We start from the raw sequence: 20,077 nt of genomic DNA on the forward strand, positions 1-20,077 counted from the left end.
AAATTTGACCGCACTTTTAAACAAACAAAAGGCGAACATCATGTTCGCCTTTTTATTTCATGATTAAAACTAGCCTAATCTAACTTTCTCGCCACCGAATTCATCAAGTAAGTTTTCTGTCAGTTTAGATAAAATACCCGTCATTAATACAAAATCAGCATCAAAGCGTTGCACATAATCTTCTTTTAAAATATCCGCATTTTTCTCACGCACGGCATCAGCAAATTTCAAACGTTTGAGCGTGCAATCTTCATTAAACACAAAAGTCAGCGTATCTTCCCATTCCAATGCGAGCTTACTCACCACTTTTTTGCCATCTTGTAAAAGCGCGAGAATCTCTTCATTTTCTAATGGCTGTTTCTTACAACGGATTACACTGTCTTCTTGGCTTCCACGCAATTCAGCCTCTTCTAATGCCACCAACCAATGCGGGATTTTTTCCTGCACAATCCAATCTGTTAAAATGGTCGAAGGTTCATTGGCAAAAGCCAACGGCACAACGGGTAACGAACCAAGTGATTTACGCAATAATGCTAAGGCATCTTCTGCACGTTTACTGGATGCAGCATCGACATGAACAAGGTTGTTCTCCGTATCAATCCATACGGCAGTTTGCTGATTTTTAGTGAATGCACGTGGTAATAAATTCATCACCACATCATCTTTTAACGTTTGTTTTTCCGTTTTCTTCAATTTGCGGTTTTCTTTTTGCTCTAGGCTTTCAATACGTTCATCTAATTCACGTTTCACCACATTCGCCGGCAATATTTTTTCTTCTTTTTTCGCGACCAACAAAATGTGTTTACCGACTGAAAAATGCAATAACTCGCTGCCTCTCAAGGGACTCGCCCAACCGAATTTACTTTGATCTTGTGAGCCACAAGGATAAAATTCACAATCTGACAACTGACGTTGTAATTCATTAAGATCCCAATCTAGGGGCTTAGTCAGCCTATATGACATTAAATTTTTAAACCACATCGTAACACTTCCTTCATAATAGGGTAAAATACGCGACATTGTAGCCCATAAACTCACGGGAAAAAATGATGCAACAGAAATTAATTGCCTTCATTGGTGGTGGCAATATGGCACAAGCCATTGTGCTCGGCCTATTAAAACAAGGTTATCCTGCCGATAAAATTATCGTTAATGATCCTAATGAAGAAAAACGAGCCTTTTTTGCTCAATATGGCGTCGCCGTTTCGACAGATAACGATCAATCCATCACACAATCCCAAGTTGTGTTATTTGCCGTTAAGCCACAAGTTCTTGCCGATGTTTGCAAGCCATTAAGTGCGGTTGATTTCTCTGATAAATTAATCATTTCTATTGCAGCAGGTATTTCTACGGCCCGATTAGCTGAACTCCTTCCAACAGCAAAATCCATTGTTCGCGTGATGCCAAACACACCTGCATTAGTGGGTGAAGGTATGGCTGGCTTATTTGCTGATAAAAACACACCTGAAATTGACCGCACTTTTGCGGAAGATTTACTTTCAGCTGTAGGGAAAACAACTTGGGTGACAAATGAAGCTCAGATGCATGCGGTCACCGCGGCATCTGGTAGTAGCCCGGCCTACTTCTTCCAATTTTTAGAAGCCATGCAACAAGGCCTAATGGAAATGGGCTTAGATGAAAGTCAATCTCGTGAGTTGGTACAACAAGCTATCTTAGGCTCAGCGAAGTTGGTGATTGAAAATCCACAGACTGCGCTTTCCAAGTTACGAGAAAATGTCACCTCAAAAGGCGGCACCACCGCAGCCGCATTAAATGTGTTCAATCAACATCAATTTAACAACATCATTAAACAAGCGATGCAAGCCTGTGTGGCACGCTCACAAGAAATGGAAAAATTATTCTAATGCAAGTTCGTCCTTTTACTTGGCTCGCCTTGAGCTTTTTTGGCTACTACTGTGCCTACGGTGTGTTTCTTCCCCTTTTCCCGGCATGGTTGAAAACGCAATCTTATAGCGAAGAAAGCATCGGCTTATTGCTCGCCTGTGCCTATATTTTCCGCTTCAGCGGCGGTATTTTATTTTCCGGCTTAATCAAACGCGTTTCCCTCTTAGTAAATGGCTTACGTTATTTAGGCGTGGCCAGTGCTATAACAATGGCCTTAATTGGACTAATGTCGCATAATTTCTGGCTCTTGTTTATTGGACTTGCGTTGTATTCCATGGTGAATGCGGCCGGTATGCCGATTGGCGATAGCCTCGCCAGCACGTGGCAACAACAAATTCATTTAGATTACGGCAAAGCACGCTTAATTGGTTCCTTTGCGTTTGTTGTTGGTGTGATGGTATTTGGGTATTTTGTTGGACTCGTGGGTGAGCAATATATTACTTGGATGATCACGGGCATACTCGTTTTTTACTGTATTGTGCAATTACTTCATCCGAACCCAATGCCTCAGGATGAACCCCAAAGTGCGGTCGAAAATTCCGTTGGATTTCTAGACTTACTGAAAAATAAAACCACCCTTCGTTTGTTTATTGCGATTGCACTGATTCAAGGATCGCACGCAGCTTATTACTCATATAGCACCATTTTTTGGACAAATCATGGCCACTCTGTTTCCGATGCAGGCTTATTTTGGGGAATCAGTGTATTAGCTGAAATCGTGGTCTTTTTCTTCTCTACTAGATTATTTAAAAACTGGACCATTACAGCCCTTTTCTATCTCACCGGTATTGCGGCTATCGTGCGTTGGCTCGCTTTCGGTTATGCCGATACCTTTGTTGAAATCGTCCTATTGCAATGTTTTCACAGTCTTACTTATGTCGTTGGCCATTACGCAACCGTGCGTTACATCACCACTCAACCACAAACCCATATTGCGAAATTACAAGGCTTATACAATGCCTTGGCGGGATGTGCAGCCATTGCGATTTTCACTGCACTTTCTGGCGTACTTTATCCAATTTCGCCAGTTTATGCCTTTAGTTTAATGGCTGCCTTTGCCTTCATTGGCTTATTTATCACTCCGCGTGGTGTGAAAGCATTTTTGGTACATAGAGTGTAAACATGAATAATCTCACGCTAGTCGATTTATTCTTGAATGAATATTGGATCGAAAAAGGATTGTCTGAAAACACCGTGCAGTCTTATCGTCTCGATTTGACCGCACTTTGTGATTGGTTGGATAAACAAAATTTATCTCTCGAAACGCTCGAACCCTTAGATCTTCAACAATTTTTAGGCAGCCGTTTAGAGCAAGGTTACAAAGCCACGAGCACTGCACGAATGTTAAGTGCGATGCGGAAATTATTCCAATATTTATATCGTGAAAAGTATCGTACAGATGATCCGAGCGCCGTACTGAGCTCACCTAAATTGCCAAGCCGCTTACCTAAATATTTAACCGAGCAACAAGTCACGGATTTATTAAATACACCTGATGTCGAAATTCCGCTCGAGTTACGCGACAAAGCTATGTTGGAATTGTTGTATGCTACAGGATTACGTGTCACGGAATTGGTCACGCTCACTATTGAGAATATGAATTTACAACAAGGTGTCGTGCGTGTGATTGGTAAAGGTAATAAAGAGCGTATTGTACCAATGGGAGAAGAAGCCGCGTTTTGGGTGCGACAATTCGTACTTTACGGTCGCCCTATTTTGCTCAACGGACAAAGTTCTGATGTTGTCTTTCCAAGTCAACGGGCTCAGCAAATGACTCGCCAAACCTTTTGGCATCGTATAAAGCATTATGCCGTGTTAGCAGGAATCGATACAGATGCACTTTCTCCACACGTTCTCCGTCATGCCTTTGCGACACATTTGGTGAATCACGGTGCGGATCTCCGTGTTGTGCAAATGCTCCTCGGACATAGCGATCTCTCCACCACGCAAATCTATACTCACGTGGCTAAAGAACGCTTGAAACACCTTCATGAAAGATTTCATCCGAGAGGATAAGATCAAAAAGTACGGTCATAATTCATTACGTTTTATGACCGCACTTTAGTCTGAAAACATTACTTCAGTGACAACAATCTCGCCACATTTTGAGCTGTTGAGATTAAATTCTGCTCGCCTTGCTTGAGAATTGTCGGTAAATCACTCAGGCTACGAATAATAGGGAATACCGCGTCAATTCCATGTTCATACACCACTTCATAATCCTCACGTAAACAACCTACGATCTCGATGACTGGCTTATTAAATTGTTTTGCCGTGCGTGCCACACCAATTGGAGTCTTACCTAAGATACTTTGCGCATCCATACGACCTTCGCCAGTAATCACTAAATCAGCATCTTTAACTTGCTCAGCGAGTCTCAAATTATCCAACACAATCTGCACACCCGCTTTGAGTTGCACATTAGGTAAGAGTAATAAACCACCGCCCATACCACCTGCAGCACCTGCACCTAGTTGTTCTTTAATTTGTTTACCACAATCCCGCTCAGCGATTTCGGCAAAATGGGCTAATGCAGCATCGAGTTCCTTCACCATCTCAGGTGTCGCACCTTTTTGAGGGCCAAAAATTGCAGAGGCACCTCGTTCACCACAAAGAGGATTATTCACATCACAAGCCACTTCGATTTGTACGTGTTGCAATCGAGGATCTAAATCAACCAGTTGAATTTCAGCAAGATTAGATAATGCTGCACCACCAAAGCCAATGGAGTGACCTTTTTTATCCAATAAACGTAAGCCTAATGCTTGCAGCATACCCGCACCACCGTCATTTGTGGCACTCCCACCAATTCCTAAAATGATATGTTGTACGCCAAGATCTAGGGCTTGCTTAATCAGCTCACCCGTGCCAAAACTGGTGGTTTGACAAGGATTGCGTTTATCCATCGGGACAAGATGCAATCCCGACGCTGCAGCCATTTCGATGATTGCTGTTTTACCATCACCCGATAAACCAAAAAAGCTTTTTACTTGGTTGCCTAACGGTGCAGTGACTTCTGTCTCAATTAAGCGCCCCTGAGTGGCATCTACCAAAGATTGTACGGTTCCCTCTCCCCCATCTGCCATTGGTAATTTCACATATTCAGCGTTTGGGAAAATACGTTTAAAACCAGTTTCAATCGCATTAGCCACTTCAAGCGCGGTTAAACTTTCTTTAAATGAATCAGGCGCAATGACAATTTTCATATTCTCTCCTTAAACTAACTAAATACACCAAAAATTAAGGTGGACGCAATGGTCATAATTAACCCCACTGCACTTTCATAAGGAATCAATTTTAAGCGTTCTTTCATGTCCATATTTACGCTACCACCAGTTGCATGGAAGAAAGAACCATGTGGCATATGATCGAAAACTGTCGCCCCAGCATGAATCATCGCGGCACCTGCCAGACTACTCACCCCCAACTCTAATAGCGTTGAACTAAACACATTCGAAGCAACAGCAGTACCTGCAGTTGTTGATGCCGTGGCAAGCGACATAAGTGCACCTGAAATTGGTGCCAGGATATAAGAAGGTAAGCCCGAATGTTTTAAGCCTTCAATGAGCACATCTTTCATACCGGAATTGGCAATAATACCGGCTAAAGCTCCTGTACCAAGTAGCATAATCGCCACCGGAGCCATTTTCCCTAAACCGCTAATCGCATAGTTATTGGCTTGGCGAAGCTTGCCCATACATAATGCGCCAATCAGACCACCAAGTGGTAAAGCGATTAAAGGATCGACTTTAATATCGGCTAACGGACGAAGTGCCAGTAAGAAGATGGCAACCAAAGGCGCCACTAGTGCGGTCAAAAATGAGGGTAGATTCTGTGTTTCTACTGCGACAACCTCTTGGGATGAAACGCGCGAACCTTTGTTTCTTAAACGTTTTGCTAAGAAATACGTCAATATTAAGCCAAAAATAGCAGGGATAATCCCAGCCATCATCACTGACGTTAAAGGAAGATGGAATGTGTCTGCCGCCGCGATTGCATTGGGATTAGGTGACATTAAGTTTCCCGCTTTTCCCCCACCAATCATCGCTAAGAGAATCGCGGGTTTTGATAAGTCAGTACGACGAGCAAGTGCTAAGGCGATTGGAGAGACCGTAATCACAGCAACATCAATAAACACACCAACGGCAGTTAAAATTAATGTAGCCAACGCTAACGCTAATAATGCTCTTGTTTCGCCTAACTTGTTTGTAATGGTTTCAGCAATGGTATTAGCCGCACCGGATTCAATCAGTACTCCCGCCAATACCCCTGCTGCGAGAATTCGCATGACTGCGGTAGTGATACCTTGAGCGCCTCCGATCATGAGACTCACGGTTTGAGATAAATCAGCACCGCCAACTAATCCCCCTACTAAAGCCCCGACTAACATACCATAGGCTGGTGAGACTTTTTTCAAAATAAGGAAAATAGCGACGATGAGTGCAATGAGCGCACCTAAGGCTGAAACTGTTGGCATAGCGTCCTCCTGTGGATATGAATATGCAAAAATCTTTCTTATTTATATCAGCAAAAGTAGAGGAATAAAATCTTGTCCGACTTCCACCTACAAAAACGGCTTATGTAAAACACATAAGCCGAAATTGTTACTGAAAATTGACCGCACTTTAGAAAAATAAAATACTTCCCCAAACCACGACAACAATGCAAAGTGCAATGAATACCGCTGCCGAACCTTGGTCTTTGGCTCTCCCAGAAAGCTCATGGCGTTCTGTGCCAATACGATCCACCACCGCTTCAACTGCACTATTTAACAGTTCAACTGCCATCACAAGTAAAACCGATGAAATCATCAAAGCAATTTCAATTTTAGTGTCACCTAGCCAAAATGCGAGCGGAATCAGAATGCACGCAAGAAAACATTCGTGGCGGAATGCAGTTTCATTTTTGAATGCACTCTTTAAGCCTTGTAAAGAATATTTTGTAGAGTTAATTAAATGGGTTAATCCCGTGGTTTTATACATAAAAGTTCCTATGTTGTAATCTATAAACGTTTTGCTTCGATAACGTCGTCTAACTTCGCTAATCTGGCCAGTATTTTACTTAAACTTTCGACATTTTTCAGTTCAATTTCCATATCCATCGTTGCCACTTGTTTTTTGGTGTCCGCACGGCTTGAAACCCCTAACACGCTGATTTTTTCATTTGCAAGCACGGTTGTAATATCGCGTAATAAACCGTTGCGATCACTGGCCACAATGCGAATATTAATATGGAAACCAACCGCATAATTATCTCCCCAAAGGGCTTCCACTACACGTTCCGGATGGGCAGCTTGTAATTCAATAAACTGTTCACAATCGCAACGATGAATTGAAATACCTCGTCCCATCGTAATGTAGCCTGCAATGGCATCACCTGGAATAGGCTGACAACAACGCGCCATATGGTGCATTAAATTACCGACCCCTTCAACGATCACATAACCTTTATTCTGTTGTTGCTCGGCTTTCTGTTGCGCCTTTTGCTGTGCAGTATTCGCGCTTTTACTCGCCACATGGCGGAGAATTTCTTGATCTGCTTCTTCAGCCGTCACTTTGATCAATCGGCTTTGCAAGAAATTCATCAACTGATTTAAGCGAATATCTCCGCTACCAATGCCCGCGTATAAATCTTCGAGATTTCTTAAGTTATAACGAGGCAAGGCAAGCTGCTCAACCTGTTTCAAACTGATATTCAAACGAGCAAGTTCATTATCTAACTGCTCTTTACCAGCTGGAACGTTTTTATCACGATCTTGTTTCTTAAACCACGCTTGGATTTTTGCACGCGCTTTTGAGGTATGGGTAAAGCCTAAGTTCGGATTGACCCAATCTCGGCTTGGGTTAGGATTTTTCTGCGTGATGATATCCACTTGCTCACCCATTTGCAGGTGATAAGTGAATGGCACAATACGTCCCCCAACTTTCGCCCCGATACAACGGTGGCCAATCTCACTGTGAATCGCATAAGCAAAATCGAGAGGGGTTGATCCCGCGGGTAAATCAACCACTTCACCTTTCGGGGTAAACACATATACGCGATCATCAAAGACTTGGCTACGTAATTCAGCCATCACTTCGCCAGAATCTGTAATATCATCTTGCCATGCAAGTAATTTACGTAACCAAGTGATTTTTTCTTCGTAAGCGGAAAGGCTACCTGTCGTGCCCTCTTTGTATTTCCAGTGAGCCGCTACACCAAGCTCCGCATCATCATGCATTTGCTGAGTACGAATTTGCACTTCAATGGGCTTACCACCTTTGCCTAACACCACAGTATGAATGGATTGATAGCCATTTGGTTTCGGGTTGGCGACATAATCATCAAATTCTTTTGGCAAGTGTTTGAAATGCGTGTGGACGATACCGAGCGCCGTATAACAATCTTGCAATTTCTGCACGATCACCCTAACCGCTCTGACATCATATAAGCCACTGAACTCCAAATGTTTCTTCTGCATTTTTCGCCAGATGCTATAAATATGTTTAGGACGTCCGTAAACCTCAACCTGGTCGATATTTTCTTTTAAATAACCGGTTAACTCTGTGACAAAATCTGCAATATACTGCTCACGATCTAAGCGGCGCTCATGTAATAATTTGGCAATATTTCGATATTGTTCTGGATGCAAATAACGGAAGCAGTAATCTTCAAGCTCCCATTTCAATTGACCGATCCCTAAACGGTTGGCTAATGGGGCATAAATATTGGAACATTCTTTGGCAGCCAATACCTTTTCTTCTTCACAAAAGTGATTTTCCGCATTACGAAGAAACGTAATACGTTCAGCAAGTTTAATGATCACGCAACGGAAATCGTCCACCATCGCAAGGAGCATACGGCGCACATTATCCACTTGAGACGCATTGGCAGAATGGCTGGCGTTGAGCTGACGGATATTATCCATCTCCTCCACACCTTTAAGCAGTTTGGTGATTTTAGGACCAAAATATTCCTGAATTTGCTCCCAATCGACAATTTTATTTGCTACTAAGGGGAATAGCATAGCGGTGAGTAAGCTTTCGCTGTCCATATTCATTTCATGCAGAATTTCCACCATTTCCACGCCGGATTGCAATGTGAGGATTGCATTCTCCATTTGATCGGCATGTTCAGCTATTTTGGCTTGGGCATAATACCATGCATCAATCAGAGACTTTTCTACGGGGGCAGCAAGTTTAAGGCTCGAACACCATTGTTCGATCTCAAAATCATGTGGATTTGATAAGTGAGAACCACGAACTGCAACCATAATACCCCCTTGTTGATGAATATGGCTCGGCAACATCCTGTCAGCCGAGTTGTCTTTTTAAGACAACAAAAAAGTCTGACTATTCTATCAGAATTTACACCTTATTTGATAAATAATGTCACCGACTCCAAATGACTGGTATGTGGGAACATATCAATCATGGCGGTTTTTATAATGCGGTAGCCAAAAGCGCGAAGAATCTCAGCATCCCGTACTAAGGTTGCGGGATTGCAAGATACATAAAGAATGCTTTCTGCACCCAGCTCACATAACGCATTCAGTGCAAAAGCGGCGCCACTGCGAGGCGGATCGAGAAGAATTTTATTGAAATGTTGTTTTGCCCAAAGTTGTTCTAAAAAAGCTTGGTCTAAATCGGCTTGATAAAATTCAACATTCTCAAGATGGTTAAACTGCGCATTCGCTTGGGCTTTTTTCACCATATCAAAAACCCCTTCAATTCCAACCGCACTTTTCACGCGTTTGGCTAAAGGCAATGTGAAATTGCCCATGCCGCAGAATAAATCTAAGACATGATCATTCTGACTCAAATCAAGCCAATCTAAAGCAGTCTCAACCATTTGCTGATTTAGGCGGGTATTCACTTGAATAAAATCGCGGATATCAAAAGATAAACGAATATCGTCCAGAGAATAATAAGGCATTTCACCATGCACAAGTTGGATATTTTGATCATCTTGCAGGAATAAATTCACAGCATTTACGCGTGCAAACTCGAGCAACAAAGTGCGGTCAGTTTCGGCTAAATTTCCTTTATAGCGTAACAACATGGCTACGCCATTATCCGCTGAAACTAATTCAATATGCCCTAATTGTTTCGGGGTTGAATATTGAGCCCAAAGTACGCTCAATTTGGGGATAAGATGATTAATCGCAGGCTCTGCGACTAAGCATTGCTGAATACTCACTAACTGATTGGAGTTTTTCTGACGAAATCCCATTTCAACAGTTTTATTTTTAGCACTCCACAGCAAACTTAATCGTACACGACGACGATAGCCCCATTGTTCGCCACAAATCATTGGCATTAATTGAATAGGCTCTGCTTGCAGTTTACTTAATCGAGAAAAAAGGGCTTTTTCTTTGGCTTTACGCTGCATTTCCACAGGAATATGTTGGCCTTGACAACCACCACAACGTCCATAATAACGACATTGAGGCTCAACACGCTGACTACTCTTTTGTAGCCACTTTTGTGCAGTGGCTAAACCATATTGACGCTTTTCATCAGTCACTACCGCTTCCACTTTTTCCGTTGGCAAGGCATTTTCAATAAACCAGGTTTTACCTTGAATTTTTGCAACACCCAACCCTTGATAATCTAAATCCTGAATTTCAGCGACAACTTTTTGGGTGGTTTTCTGTTTTTTTAGTGGAGCGTAAAGTAAAGCCATGATGGTGTATTAATCTGTTTGTATTAAAGAAAGGGACTATTTTAAATAAAGTACGTTTTGCGTAAATAACTCTCGACTTTTCAGCGGCTTATCGCCTAAATAAGGTTTAAGTGCAATTCGAGTAAAGCGCTTTGCTGCTTGCAAGATGGACTCATCGGTGAATTCCAAACGGTCAAAAGCAAGCAAATCTCGGCCATAAAAGGTCAAGTTATCTTTCACTAACGAGGCGATAAACCCCTTTTCCGCACGATATTGGTAAGTCATCGATTCATCTACTGGTAAACCTGATCCTGCACAATGCAGAAAATCAATGCCATAACCTAAGATTTTAAGTAAATGAAATTCAAATAGACGTAATGTGGGCTCAACCTGCGGTTGAGTAGCTAAGCCTGTTAAGCACTGTAGATAATGCTGAAAAAGTTGTGGATTGGCCGTTTCGGGCTCGATCACTCGAATAATCAGCTCATTTACATAAAACCCACTATATAAAGCTGTTTGCTGCAAAGGCAACGTAATTGCTGCGGGCTCTGCTTTCGTGAGTGTTTTTAATGCGCCTTTTCCTGACCAACGAAGAAGTAATGGCGTAAAAGGCTGTAAGACAGATTTCCATGCCGAACGTTTCGCACGTGCACCTTTTGCAATAACCGTCAAACGTCCCGTTTCTTCAGTGAATAAATCCACCAAAAGGCTAGTTTCACTATAAGGACGACGATGTAACACAAAGCCGCGTTGGAGATCCATACAAGAATTATTTGCCTGATTTTAATTCACTTGGTTGTTTAACACAGCGTTCAGCAAGCACTTCACCTACGCTAGTTTGTAATTGACTGAAGTCATCACGCTCCTGCCAATACCAACGAATATTCGCATAATTTCTCCCACGCTCAGAAATCACTCGTGTCAATTTTTCAGTTACATCATTAAAAGTAACGGTCACCTGACTGAGTGTTTTTTTACTTTTCTGCTTTTGCTTGGTATGAACCACACTCACTTCTTTATTGCCTTTACACAAATAAACCGTCGCTGAACCCTTTTGGGATTTTTTATCAACGGTTTGCACTTTCATTTTCTGTGGTGCTGGTTTGCTTAATTCAACATTTTGTGAACAAGCAGAAAGACAAAGTGCGGTCAAAATTACGCTTAATTTTTTTAACATGAATTCTATTTCCATCAAGGGTTGTTTATGATTGCTCACTTTGCGAAATGAGCAAGGATAAACAATCTTATCTAGAAAAATGGGCGATTACTCGCCCACTAAAAATTATTTTTTATACTGATATGAACCATCGGCTTGACGAATGAACTTGCCGCCATTTGATAAACGAAGCTCACTCACTCGACCTTGACTATTCACTGATACCTGTACTTTATCACCAGGTTTGAAACTGCTTAATGCATTACCTGCACCGCTTGCTTTTGTCATGGCATTCACATCTGAAATATTCAATTTATTATCACGGAATACTTGCATCAGTGAAACACCTTGAGGCACAGTTAATGTTTTTGTTGAACCGGTTGAAGCGGTTTGTGCTACTGGTTCAGCTGCTTTCACCGCATTGTGGGTTGCTGATTTCGCTTCCACAATTTGAACCTTACTGTCTTTAGTTGCAACAGGTTTCGCCTCTTGAATTTTGCCTAACTCTTTTTTCACGGTTTGAGTCGGCTGAACTGTTGCTTTTTCAGCTACAGGTTTAGGTTGTTTTTTCTCTTGAACCGCTGGTGTCTGTTCACGACGAGGTTCTGCTTTATGCTCAACTGTTGCGGTATGTTTTTCTACAGCCGGTTGTACTGTTTTCACAGGTTCTTTAACTGGTGCAGGAGCAACAGCTGGTTGAACCGATGCAGGTTGAGTTGCTGTTTGTTGAGCAACAGTTTGTTGTGCAGGCTCTGCAGGTTGTGATTTCGCCGCATCTGCTTTATCACCTACATACTCCATGGCTGGAGGTGTATCTGATTTAGCGTCATTTGCAGCTTGTTCTGTCGTTGCCGGTGTTGCATTGTTATTATTATCTAATACAGTGGTTTCAACTGGTTGAGACTGATCCAATGATTGGAATTGAACCGGAATTTCATTACTATTTTGTTGTTCAAAAGACTCTACCGTATCTGAATTTGGTTTTAGGGTGAAGAAAATGATCAGTAATACCACTAACCCTAAAATAGCAATAAATAAACGGCGATGTTTTTCTGGTAACATTTGTAGAACCTTCCATTTTTCAGGTGATTTCAAGCTTGCTGTTGCAGCGGCTGCCGGTGCAACGGTTTCTGCTTGAGTTGTCACTTCTTCCACAATCTCTTCTGCAGGTGAATTTTCAAAAATCACTTTTTCTTCCGCTGCCTTTTCTACTTGAACATTTTCAACAGGTTCTTGAGCGCCGAAAGCACTTGATTGCACTGACTGTTCAGTATTTTCACTTTGGTATGCTTGAGAAGGTGAAAAAGGTTGGCTTGCCGCCGCACCAAAAGTTGGTTCGCGACGAACATGGAATTGTGTATCTGGCTGTTCTTTTTTACCAAATAAACCTTTGGCTTTATCAAAAATTGAGCCACTTTGTTGAACCGGTTTTCTTGGTGTCACAGAGTCAGAGTGATTAAATCCTAAATCTAATTCATTTTGAGATGAATTGTCGTTAGGTTGATTTTTATTATCCACGGTATTACCTCGATTTGCTAAACTAAAGATCGCACAAAAGTGCGGTGAAAAATTGAATCGTATTTTATCGGATCTTAAGCGGTGTATAAAGTCTTATTTGGCTCTCCACCGATTTCTCGTGCTAATTTGGGCACTAAATAGCCAGAAGTGAGCGTCTGCAATTCTTTATAAATTTGTAAGGCACGCTCATCCGAGATATAGAAATGGCTCGCCCCCTGCACTTTATCCAATAAATGCAAGTAATAAGGCAGAATACCCGATTGAAACAACTTATCGCTCAATACTTTTAATGTATATGGGTTATCATTCACATCTTTTAAAAGGACTGATTGATTGAGTAAGGTAACTTTAGCGCCTACCAGTTTTTGCATAGCCAAAGAGAGCGCCTCATCAATTTCATTTGGGTGATTGATATGCGTTACAAACACCGCTTGTAATCGGCTTTTTAGCAATAAATCACAAAATTCATTCGTAATGCGATCTGGAATCACGACTGGCAAACGAGAGTGAATACGTAAGCGCTGTAAGTGCGGTATTTTTTCAAGGCGTTCTAATAGCCATGCCCATTCACTATCCTTTGCCATCATCGGATCGCCACCCGAAAAAATCACTTCTTCAATTTCTGAATGGGCCGCAATATAGTCTATTGCTTGTTGCCAACTCGTTTTATTGCCTGGGTTTTGATCATAAGGAAAATGGCGACGGAAACAATAGCGGCAGTTAACTGCACAGCCCCCTTTTGCCATGAACAGCAAGCGATTTTGGTATTTATGCAGAATATTAGGCACGGCATTTTTTTGCTGTTCATCTAAAGGATCTTGGCTAAACCCTTCGGCCTCAATAAATTCTTGTTGAGCCGTCATCACTTGTAAAAAAAGTGGATCTTTAGGATTCCCTTTTTCCATTTTTTCAACAAAAGGCAAAGGCACTCGCATAGCAAAAAGTTTACGAGCGGCGATATCCTCGGCAAAATCGTCAACGGGCAGATTTAAGGTTTTTAATAAGATTTTCGGATCAGAAATCGCATTTTTTAGGGTTTCTAACCAATTTTGTTCTTCTCTAATCGCAATATTTCGGGTTAAAATACGCACTTTCAAACAATCTCTATTTTTTAGGATATTTTTAATATGGCTACATATACTACCAGTGATTTCAAACCAGGTCTAAAATTTATGCAAGACGGTGAGCCTTGTGTGATCGTTGAAAACGAATTCGTTAAACCAGGTAAAGGCCAAGCTTTTACTCGTACTCGTATTCGTAAATTAATTTCAGGCAAAGTATTAGATGTAAACTTCAAATCTGGTACTTCGGTTGAAGCTGCTGATGTTATGGATCTTAACCTGACTTATTCATACAAAGATGATGCATTCTGGTACTTCATGCACCCAGAAACATTTGAACAATACTCTGCTGATGCAAAAGCAGTGGGTGATGCAGAAAAATGGTTATTAGACCAAGCAGATTGTATCGTGACTTTATGGAACGGTGCGCCAATTACTGTCACTCCACCAAACTTCGTAGAATTAGAAATCATCGATACTGACCCAGGTCTTAAAGGTGATACTGCGGGTACAGGCGGTAAACCAGCAACATTAAGTACTGGTGCTGTGGTGAAAGTACCTCTTTTCGTTCAAATCGGTGAAGTAATTAAAGTCGATACTCGTTCAGGCGAATACGTTTCTCGTGTGAAATAATCTTTCATAGTGAGATGAAAAGAGCGGTCAATATTTAATGAATATTGGCCGTTTTTGTTATACACTTGAACATAGTTTATCTAGCTTATTGCTTATCTTATTATGCATCTAAAAGAATCAACTATTGAACAAAAATTTATTCAAAAACTTATTGATTTAAAATATACCCACCGACCTGATATTCACGATCGTGAGTCACTCGAACAAAATTTCCGTCAAAAATTCGAGCAGTTGAATCGCGTCCGTTTAACTGATAGCGAATTTGAGCGCCTAAAACTGGAAATTATCAAGTCTGACGTATTTTCTGCCGCGAAACTACTGCGTGAGATCAATACTTTCATTCGCGAAGATGAGACTCCACTTCACTATACTCTAGTTAATATCAAAGACTGGTGTAAGAACGACTACGAAGTCATCAGTCAACTGCGCATCAATACTGATAATAGTCATCACCGTTACGACGTAATTTTGTTAATTAACGGGCTTCCGTTGGTACAAATCGAGCTAAAAACCCTGCAAATTCCGCCGATCAAAGCCATTGAGCAAATTATCGACTATAAGAACGATACTGGAAATGGTTACGGGAACAGTCTGTTATGTTTTATGCAGCTTTTTATCGTCAGTAATGAAAGTAGTACCTATTATTTTGCTAATAACTCAAACACACATTTTAGCTTCACCGCAGACGAACGCTTTCTGCCCGTTTACCATTTTGCTGATGAAGCCAACAACAAAATCAACCATCTCTACGACTTTGCCGATAAATTCTTAGAAAAATGTACCTTAGGCAGAATGATCAGTCGTTATATGGTATTGGTTGCCAGTGAGCAAAAATTGTTAATGATGCGTCCTTACCAAATTTATGCCGTCAAAGCGATTGTGGATTGCATTCATCAGAGTCGCGGTAATGGCTATATCTGGCACACTACCGGTTCAGGTAAAACACTGACTTCCTTTAAAGCCTCAACCCTTCTCAAAGACAATCCTGACATCGATAAATGTCTGTTTGTTGTAGATAGAAAAGACCTTGATCGCCAAACACGTGAGGAATTCAACCGTTTCCAAGAAGGCTGCGTTGAAGAAAATACCAATACCCAAACTTTGGTAAACCGTCTGCTGTCCGACGATTACGCTGACAAAGTCATCGTAACTACTATTCAAAAACTCGGCTTGGCACTCAAAGAAAACAGCAAATACCACAACCAATTAAGCACACTCAAAGACAAACGCATGGTCTTTATCTTTGACGAATGCCACCGCAGCCAATTCGGTGATAACCATCGGGCGATCAAAAACTTCTTCCCTAATGCGCAACTGTTTGGTTTTACTGGCACACCGATTTTTGAAGAAAATGCCAGTTATAAACGTATTGATGGTACTGATGCTACACTTCAGACGACCTTAGACATCTTTGAACAGCAACTGCATGCCTACACCATCACCAATGCTATTGATGATGGTAACGTCTTGAAATTCCATATTGATTATTACAAAGCCGAAGGCGATAAACCTGTTTCTGCCGCTCACTCAGCCACCAAGCAGGCGATTGTTGATTCCATTTTGAGTAAACACGATGCAGCAACGGCTGAACGTCGTTTTAATGCTATTTTTGCCACTGCATCCATCAACGATGCTATCGAATACTACAACTTATTCAAGTCTGCCCAAGCCAAGTTGCAAGCAGACAATCCCGAATTTGAGCCGTTGAACATCGCCTGCGTTTTCTCGCCGCCTGCACAGGCAATGCAGAAAGATGACCACAAAAACCAATCCGACATCGTTCAAATGCAGGAAGATTTGCAACAGGAAAAATTCGATAATCAAACTGATCCAGAAGGAAAAAAAGCAGCCTTAAAAACTATTATTGAAGATTACAACCGTCAATACAGTACTAACCACAGCATTGGTGAATTCGACGTGTACTATCAGGATATTCAAAAACGCATCAAAGACCACCAATATCCCGACAAAGACTATGCGCACAAAAACAAGATCGACATTACCATTGTCGTCGATATGCTGTTGACCGGATTCGACAGCAAATATCTAAACACGCTCTATGTCGATAAAAACCTCAAGTACCACGGCTTAATCCAAGCCTTTTCCCGTACCAACCGCGTTTTGAACGCCAGCAAGCCCTACGGCAATATCCTCGATTTTCGCGGACAAGAGGCGCAGGTAGATGAAGCCATCAAACGCTTTTCAGGGCAGGATGCAGAGCGCGCCAAAGAAATCTGGATAGTCGATCCCGCAGAAATCGTCATGACCAAACTGCAAAACGCCATGACTCAACTTGAAGACTTCATGTCATCGCAAGGCGTAGCATGCGAACCATCCGAGGTTTATAACCTTAAAGGCGACAACGCCCGCGCAGGCTTTCTTAACCTATTTAAAGAAGTCCAACGTTACAAAACCCAGCTTGGGCAATACACCGATTTAAGCGAAGAACAAAAGCAAGAAATAGAAGCCATTCTACCCGCCGATACTCAGCGTGCTTTCAAAGGCGTATATCTGGATATGGCGCAACGCTATAAAGAACAAACCAGTAAGAAAGACACTGTTTTACCCCAAGAAATCGAACAACTGGATTTTGAATTTGTCCTCTTTTCATCTGCCATCATCGATTACGACTACATCATGCGCTTGATTGCTGAAAACACATCCAAACCGAAGAAACAGCAGATGAGCCGCAAGCAATTGGTCGAACTGATTGCCTCCAGCAGCGATCTGATGGACGAAAAAGACGACATCATCGCCTATATCGACAGCCTGAAAGCAGGCGAAGCCCTAAGCGAGCAAGATGTTAAAGCAGGCTATCAGGCATTCCGCCAAGAAAAAACAGACAAAAAACTGACCGCACTTTCCGAAAAACACGGCATCTCAGGCGCAACCCTGTCCGCTTTTGTCAACGAAATTATGGATAGAATGATTTTCGACGGTGAAAAACTGACCGACCTGCTTGAGCCGCTGGATTTAAGCTGGAAAGAACGCCGTCTGAAAGAGCTTGCCCTGATGGAAGACCTTGTCCCTTTGCTGAAAGGTTTGGCAAAAGGCAAAGAGATTTCAGGGTTGAAGGCTTACGAATAGGCTGCCTGTTTTTTCAGGTAGCCCGACAAGACAAAAGAGAACAAACATGGACAAACAAGACGATAAACAAGAACGTGTTACCCCAAAACTGCGGTTTCCGGAGTTTCAGACGACGTTGGGGTGGAGTAATAAACCTTTAAGTAAGCTAGCGAATCGTATTACATCAAAGAACAAATCAGGAGAAATCACTCGTGTATTTACTAACTCTGCGAATGATGGTGTAGTAGATCAAAGTGATTATTTTGATAGAGAGATTGCAAATAAAGATAATCTAAACGGCTACTACATTATTGAGCTGGGTGATTATGTATATAACCCTAGAATTTCAACTGCCGCCCCAGTAGGACCGATTTCCAAAAACAAAATAGCCAAAGGGGTAATGTCGCCGTTATACACAGTATTTAGATTTCATCAGACTGACAACGACTTCTATGAGCACTATTTCAAAACCAATTGCTGGCATAAATACCTGCAACACGTTTCTAATAGTGGGGCCAGGCATGATCGTATGAATATTACGAATGATGATTTTATGGCAATGCCAGTGCCAATATTATCACCAGAAGAGCAACAAAAAATCGCCGACTGCCTGTCTTCCATCGACGAATTGATAGAACTGGAAGAACAGGCAATTGCAGGCTTGAAGCAGCATAAAAAAGGTCTGATGCAGCAATTGTTTCCGGTAGTCGGATAAATACAGGATAGAAACAAACGATGAATAAGCAAGACGACAAAAAACGAGTAACGCCCAAACTGCGGTTTCCGGAGTTTCAGGCGACGTTGGGGTGGGATACATTTAAATTGAAAGATGTATCAACCAGAATATTAGATAAAGTAGGCGATAAGAAATTAATGCCCATAAGTATTACTGCTGGTGTAGGTATTGTTTCTCAAGAAGAAAAATTCGGGAAAAATATTTCAGGAAAACAATACAAAAATTATTTAATTCTAAATAAAGGAGATTTTGTCTATAACAAAGGAAACTCAAAAAAATATCCTCAAGGAGCTATATATTATTTAGATAAATGGGAAAAAGTAGCTGCTCCGAATGTTTTTTTATGTTTCAGACTGAAATCAGATCAAGTCCATGGATTTTATCAAGGATATTTTGATAACAATGCTCATGGTGTTCAATTACAAAAATATATTACCAGTGGTGCAAGAAGTGATGGGCTACTAAATATTAGCGCAGATACTTTTTTTAATTTAAGCTTTGCCATCCCTGATCCAAAAGAACAACAAAAAATCGCCGACTGCCTTTCATCAATCGACGAACTGATTAATTTAAGAGAACAAAGACTTACAGCTTTAAAACAGCATAAAAAAGGCTTGATGCAGCAGTTATTCCCAAGCCACAATGACCTGCAAGCAAGCAAGCAAGCAAGCAAGCAAGCAAGCAAGCAATAGTTTATCCGAAACTTAGATTCCCGCAATTTAAAGATTGTAAAGGTTGGGAGGTTTTGGAATTAGGTGATGTATTTGAAAGAATAACCTCAAAAAATGAAGAAAATAATCAAAATGTATTAACTATTTCTGCACAATACGGATTAATTAGTCAACTGGACTTTTTTAATAAATCTGTTGCTGCAAAAAATATTACAGGATATTACTTATTGCACAAAGGAGATTTTGCATATAACAAAAGTTATTCTAATGGCTATCCTTGGGGAGCAGTTAAACCACTAAAACTATACGATAAAGGTGTTGTTTCTACGCTTTATATTTGCTTTAGACTTCAAGAACTTTACTCAGAATATGGTTCATTTTTCGAACACTATTTTGAAACTGGATTACAAAACACTGAAATCAGCCAAATAGCTCAGGAAGGAGCAAGAAATCATGGTTTGCTAAATGTTTCAGTTCAAGACTTTTTTGAAAACATAAGCATTTGCCTTCCTTCTCCCAAAGAACAAGAAGCTATCGCAGATTGCCTATCATCATTAGACAGACTAATCGACGAAGAAAAAGAACATATAGGCCGTCTGAAAAGACATAAGAAGGGATTGATGCAGCAGTTATTCCCTAAAATACAATAAGGACACATCATTTTGTGATACCCCGAAAATGATCGATT

At 41.3% G+C, this 20,077-nt stretch carries 18 protein-coding genes; 8 read left to right on the plus strand and 10 right to left on the minus strand.

What is annotated here, in order from left to right; all coding sequences use genetic code 11:
• Nucleotides 1-69 precede the first annotated feature (69 nt).
• Entirely contained in the window at nucleotides 70-981 is a 912-nt protein-coding gene (gene rdgC / locus INP93_RS01265) for a recombination-associated protein RdgC (RefSeq protein ID WP_197544926.1), read from the minus strand.
• A gap of 68 nt (nucleotides 982-1,049) precedes the next feature.
• Here rdgC and proC point away from each other — a divergent pair, with 68 nt between their 5' ends.
• Genes proC through xerD form a run of 3 tightly spaced genes read left to right on the plus strand, consistent with a single transcriptional unit; the run spans nucleotide 1,050 to nucleotide 3,921 of the window.
• Entirely contained in the window at nucleotides 1,050-1,865 is an 816-nt protein-coding gene (gene proC, locus INP93_RS01270) for a pyrroline-5-carboxylate reductase (RefSeq protein WP_197545307.1), read from the plus strand.
• Nucleotides 1,865-3,025, plus strand: coding sequence for a 3-phenylpropionate MFS transporter (locus tag INP93_RS01275; protein WP_197544927.1), 1,161 nt, complete (start codon nucleotides 1,865-1,867; stop codon nucleotides 3,023-3,025). Before proC ends, INP93_RS01275 begins: the two co-directional genes overlap by 1 nt.
• 2 nt (nucleotides 3,026-3,027) lie before the next feature.
• On the plus strand, nucleotides 3,028-3,921 hold the full coding sequence (xerD, locus tag INP93_RS01280) for a site-specific tyrosine recombinase XerD (RefSeq protein WP_005698164.1): 894 nt from the start codon (nucleotides 3,028-3,030) through the stop codon (nucleotides 3,919-3,921).
• 59 nt (nucleotides 3,922-3,980) lie between these two features.
• Here xerD and INP93_RS01285 read toward each other — a convergent pair whose 3' ends face one another.
• The 9 genes from INP93_RS01285 to epmB form a co-directional block, all read right to left on the minus strand.
• Nucleotides 3,981-5,111 (minus strand): glycerate kinase, encoded by a 1,131-nt coding sequence (locus INP93_RS01285; protein ID WP_197544928.1) that lies wholly within the window; start codon nucleotides 5,109-5,111, stop codon nucleotides 3,981-3,983.
• A 14-nt stretch (nucleotides 5,112-5,125) separates the two neighbouring features.
• On the minus strand, nucleotides 5,126-6,382 hold the full coding sequence (locus INP93_RS01290) for a GntP family permease (RefSeq protein WP_197544929.1): 1,257 nt from the start codon (nucleotides 6,380-6,382) through the stop codon (nucleotides 5,126-5,128).
• A gap of 148 nt (nucleotides 6,383-6,530) precedes the next feature.
• A complete protein-coding gene (locus tag INP93_RS01295; protein WP_049364783.1) occupies nucleotides 6,531-6,887 on the minus strand; it encodes a diacylglycerol kinase in 357 nt (118 codons plus the stop codon).
• Nucleotides 6,888-6,907: 20 nt separating this feature from the next.
• The gene (gene relA / locus INP93_RS01300) at nucleotides 6,908-9,157 is read right to left on the minus strand and encodes a GTP diphosphokinase (protein ID WP_197544930.1); all 2,250 of its coding nucleotides are present in this window, start codon (nucleotides 9,155-9,157) and stop codon (nucleotides 6,908-6,910) included.
• A 101-nt stretch (nucleotides 9,158-9,258) separates the two neighbouring features.
• Nucleotides 9,259-10,569 carry a 23S rRNA (uracil(1939)-C(5))-methyltransferase RlmD gene (rlmD, locus tag INP93_RS01305; RefSeq protein ID WP_197544931.1) on the minus strand — a complete coding sequence of 437 codons (1,311 nt, stop codon included), beginning with the start codon at nucleotides 10,567-10,569 and terminating at the stop codon, nucleotides 9,259-9,261.
• Nucleotides 10,570-10,605: 36 nt separating this feature from the next.
• A complete protein-coding gene (recO, locus tag INP93_RS01310; RefSeq protein WP_197544932.1) occupies nucleotides 10,606-11,310 on the minus strand; it encodes a DNA repair protein RecO in 705 nt (234 codons plus the stop codon).
• Nucleotides 11,311-11,317: 7 nt separating this feature from the next.
• The gene (locus tag INP93_RS01315; RefSeq protein ID WP_049364780.1) at nucleotides 11,318-11,725 is read right to left on the minus strand and encodes an MliC family protein; all 408 of its coding nucleotides are present in this window, start codon (nucleotides 11,723-11,725) and stop codon (nucleotides 11,318-11,320) included.
• Between the two features lie 105 nt (nucleotides 11,726-11,830).
• A complete protein-coding gene (gene oapA / locus INP93_RS01320; protein WP_197544933.1) occupies nucleotides 11,831-13,222 on the minus strand; it encodes an opacity-associated protein OapA in 1,392 nt (463 codons plus the stop codon).
• A 74-nt stretch (nucleotides 13,223-13,296) separates the two neighbouring features.
• A complete protein-coding gene (gene epmB / locus INP93_RS01325; protein WP_197545308.1) occupies nucleotides 13,297-14,313 on the minus strand; it encodes an EF-P beta-lysylation protein EpmB in 1,017 nt (338 codons plus the stop codon).
• Between the two features lie 36 nt (nucleotides 14,314-14,349).
• Here epmB and efp point away from each other — a divergent pair, with 36 nt between their 5' ends.
• The 5 genes from efp (at nucleotide 14,350) to INP93_RS01350 (ending at nucleotide 20,039) form a co-directional block, all read left to right on the plus strand.
• Nucleotides 14,350-14,916, plus strand: coding sequence for an elongation factor P (efp, locus tag INP93_RS01330; RefSeq protein WP_005695259.1), 567 nt, complete (start codon nucleotides 14,350-14,352; stop codon nucleotides 14,914-14,916).
• A gap of 102 nt (nucleotides 14,917-15,018) precedes the next feature.
• Entirely contained in the window at nucleotides 15,019-18,003 is a 2,985-nt protein-coding gene (locus tag INP93_RS01335) for a type I restriction endonuclease subunit R (RefSeq protein WP_197544934.1), read from the plus strand.
• A gap of 46 nt (nucleotides 18,004-18,049) precedes the next feature.
• Nucleotides 18,050-18,697, plus strand: a complete 648-nt coding sequence (locus INP93_RS01340) for a restriction endonuclease subunit S (protein WP_197544935.1) — start codon at nucleotides 18,050-18,052, stop codon at nucleotides 18,695-18,697.
• A 20-nt stretch (nucleotides 18,698-18,717) separates the two neighbouring features.
• Nucleotides 18,718-19,410 carry a restriction endonuclease subunit S gene (locus INP93_RS01345; protein ID WP_197544936.1) on the plus strand — a complete coding sequence of 231 codons (693 nt, stop codon included), beginning with the start codon at nucleotides 18,718-18,720 and terminating at the stop codon, nucleotides 19,408-19,410.
• A gap of 53 nt (nucleotides 19,411-19,463) precedes the next feature.
• A complete protein-coding gene (locus INP93_RS01350; RefSeq protein WP_197544937.1) occupies nucleotides 19,464-20,039 on the plus strand; it encodes a restriction endonuclease subunit S in 576 nt (191 codons plus the stop codon).
• Nucleotides 20,040-20,077: the final 38 nt, after the last annotated feature.

This window comes from Haemophilus parainfluenzae (assembly GCF_014931415.1).
In the GTDB taxonomy this organism is placed as follows: Bacteria; Pseudomonadota; Gammaproteobacteria; order Enterobacterales; family Pasteurellaceae; genus Haemophilus_D; species Haemophilus_D parainfluenzae_AF.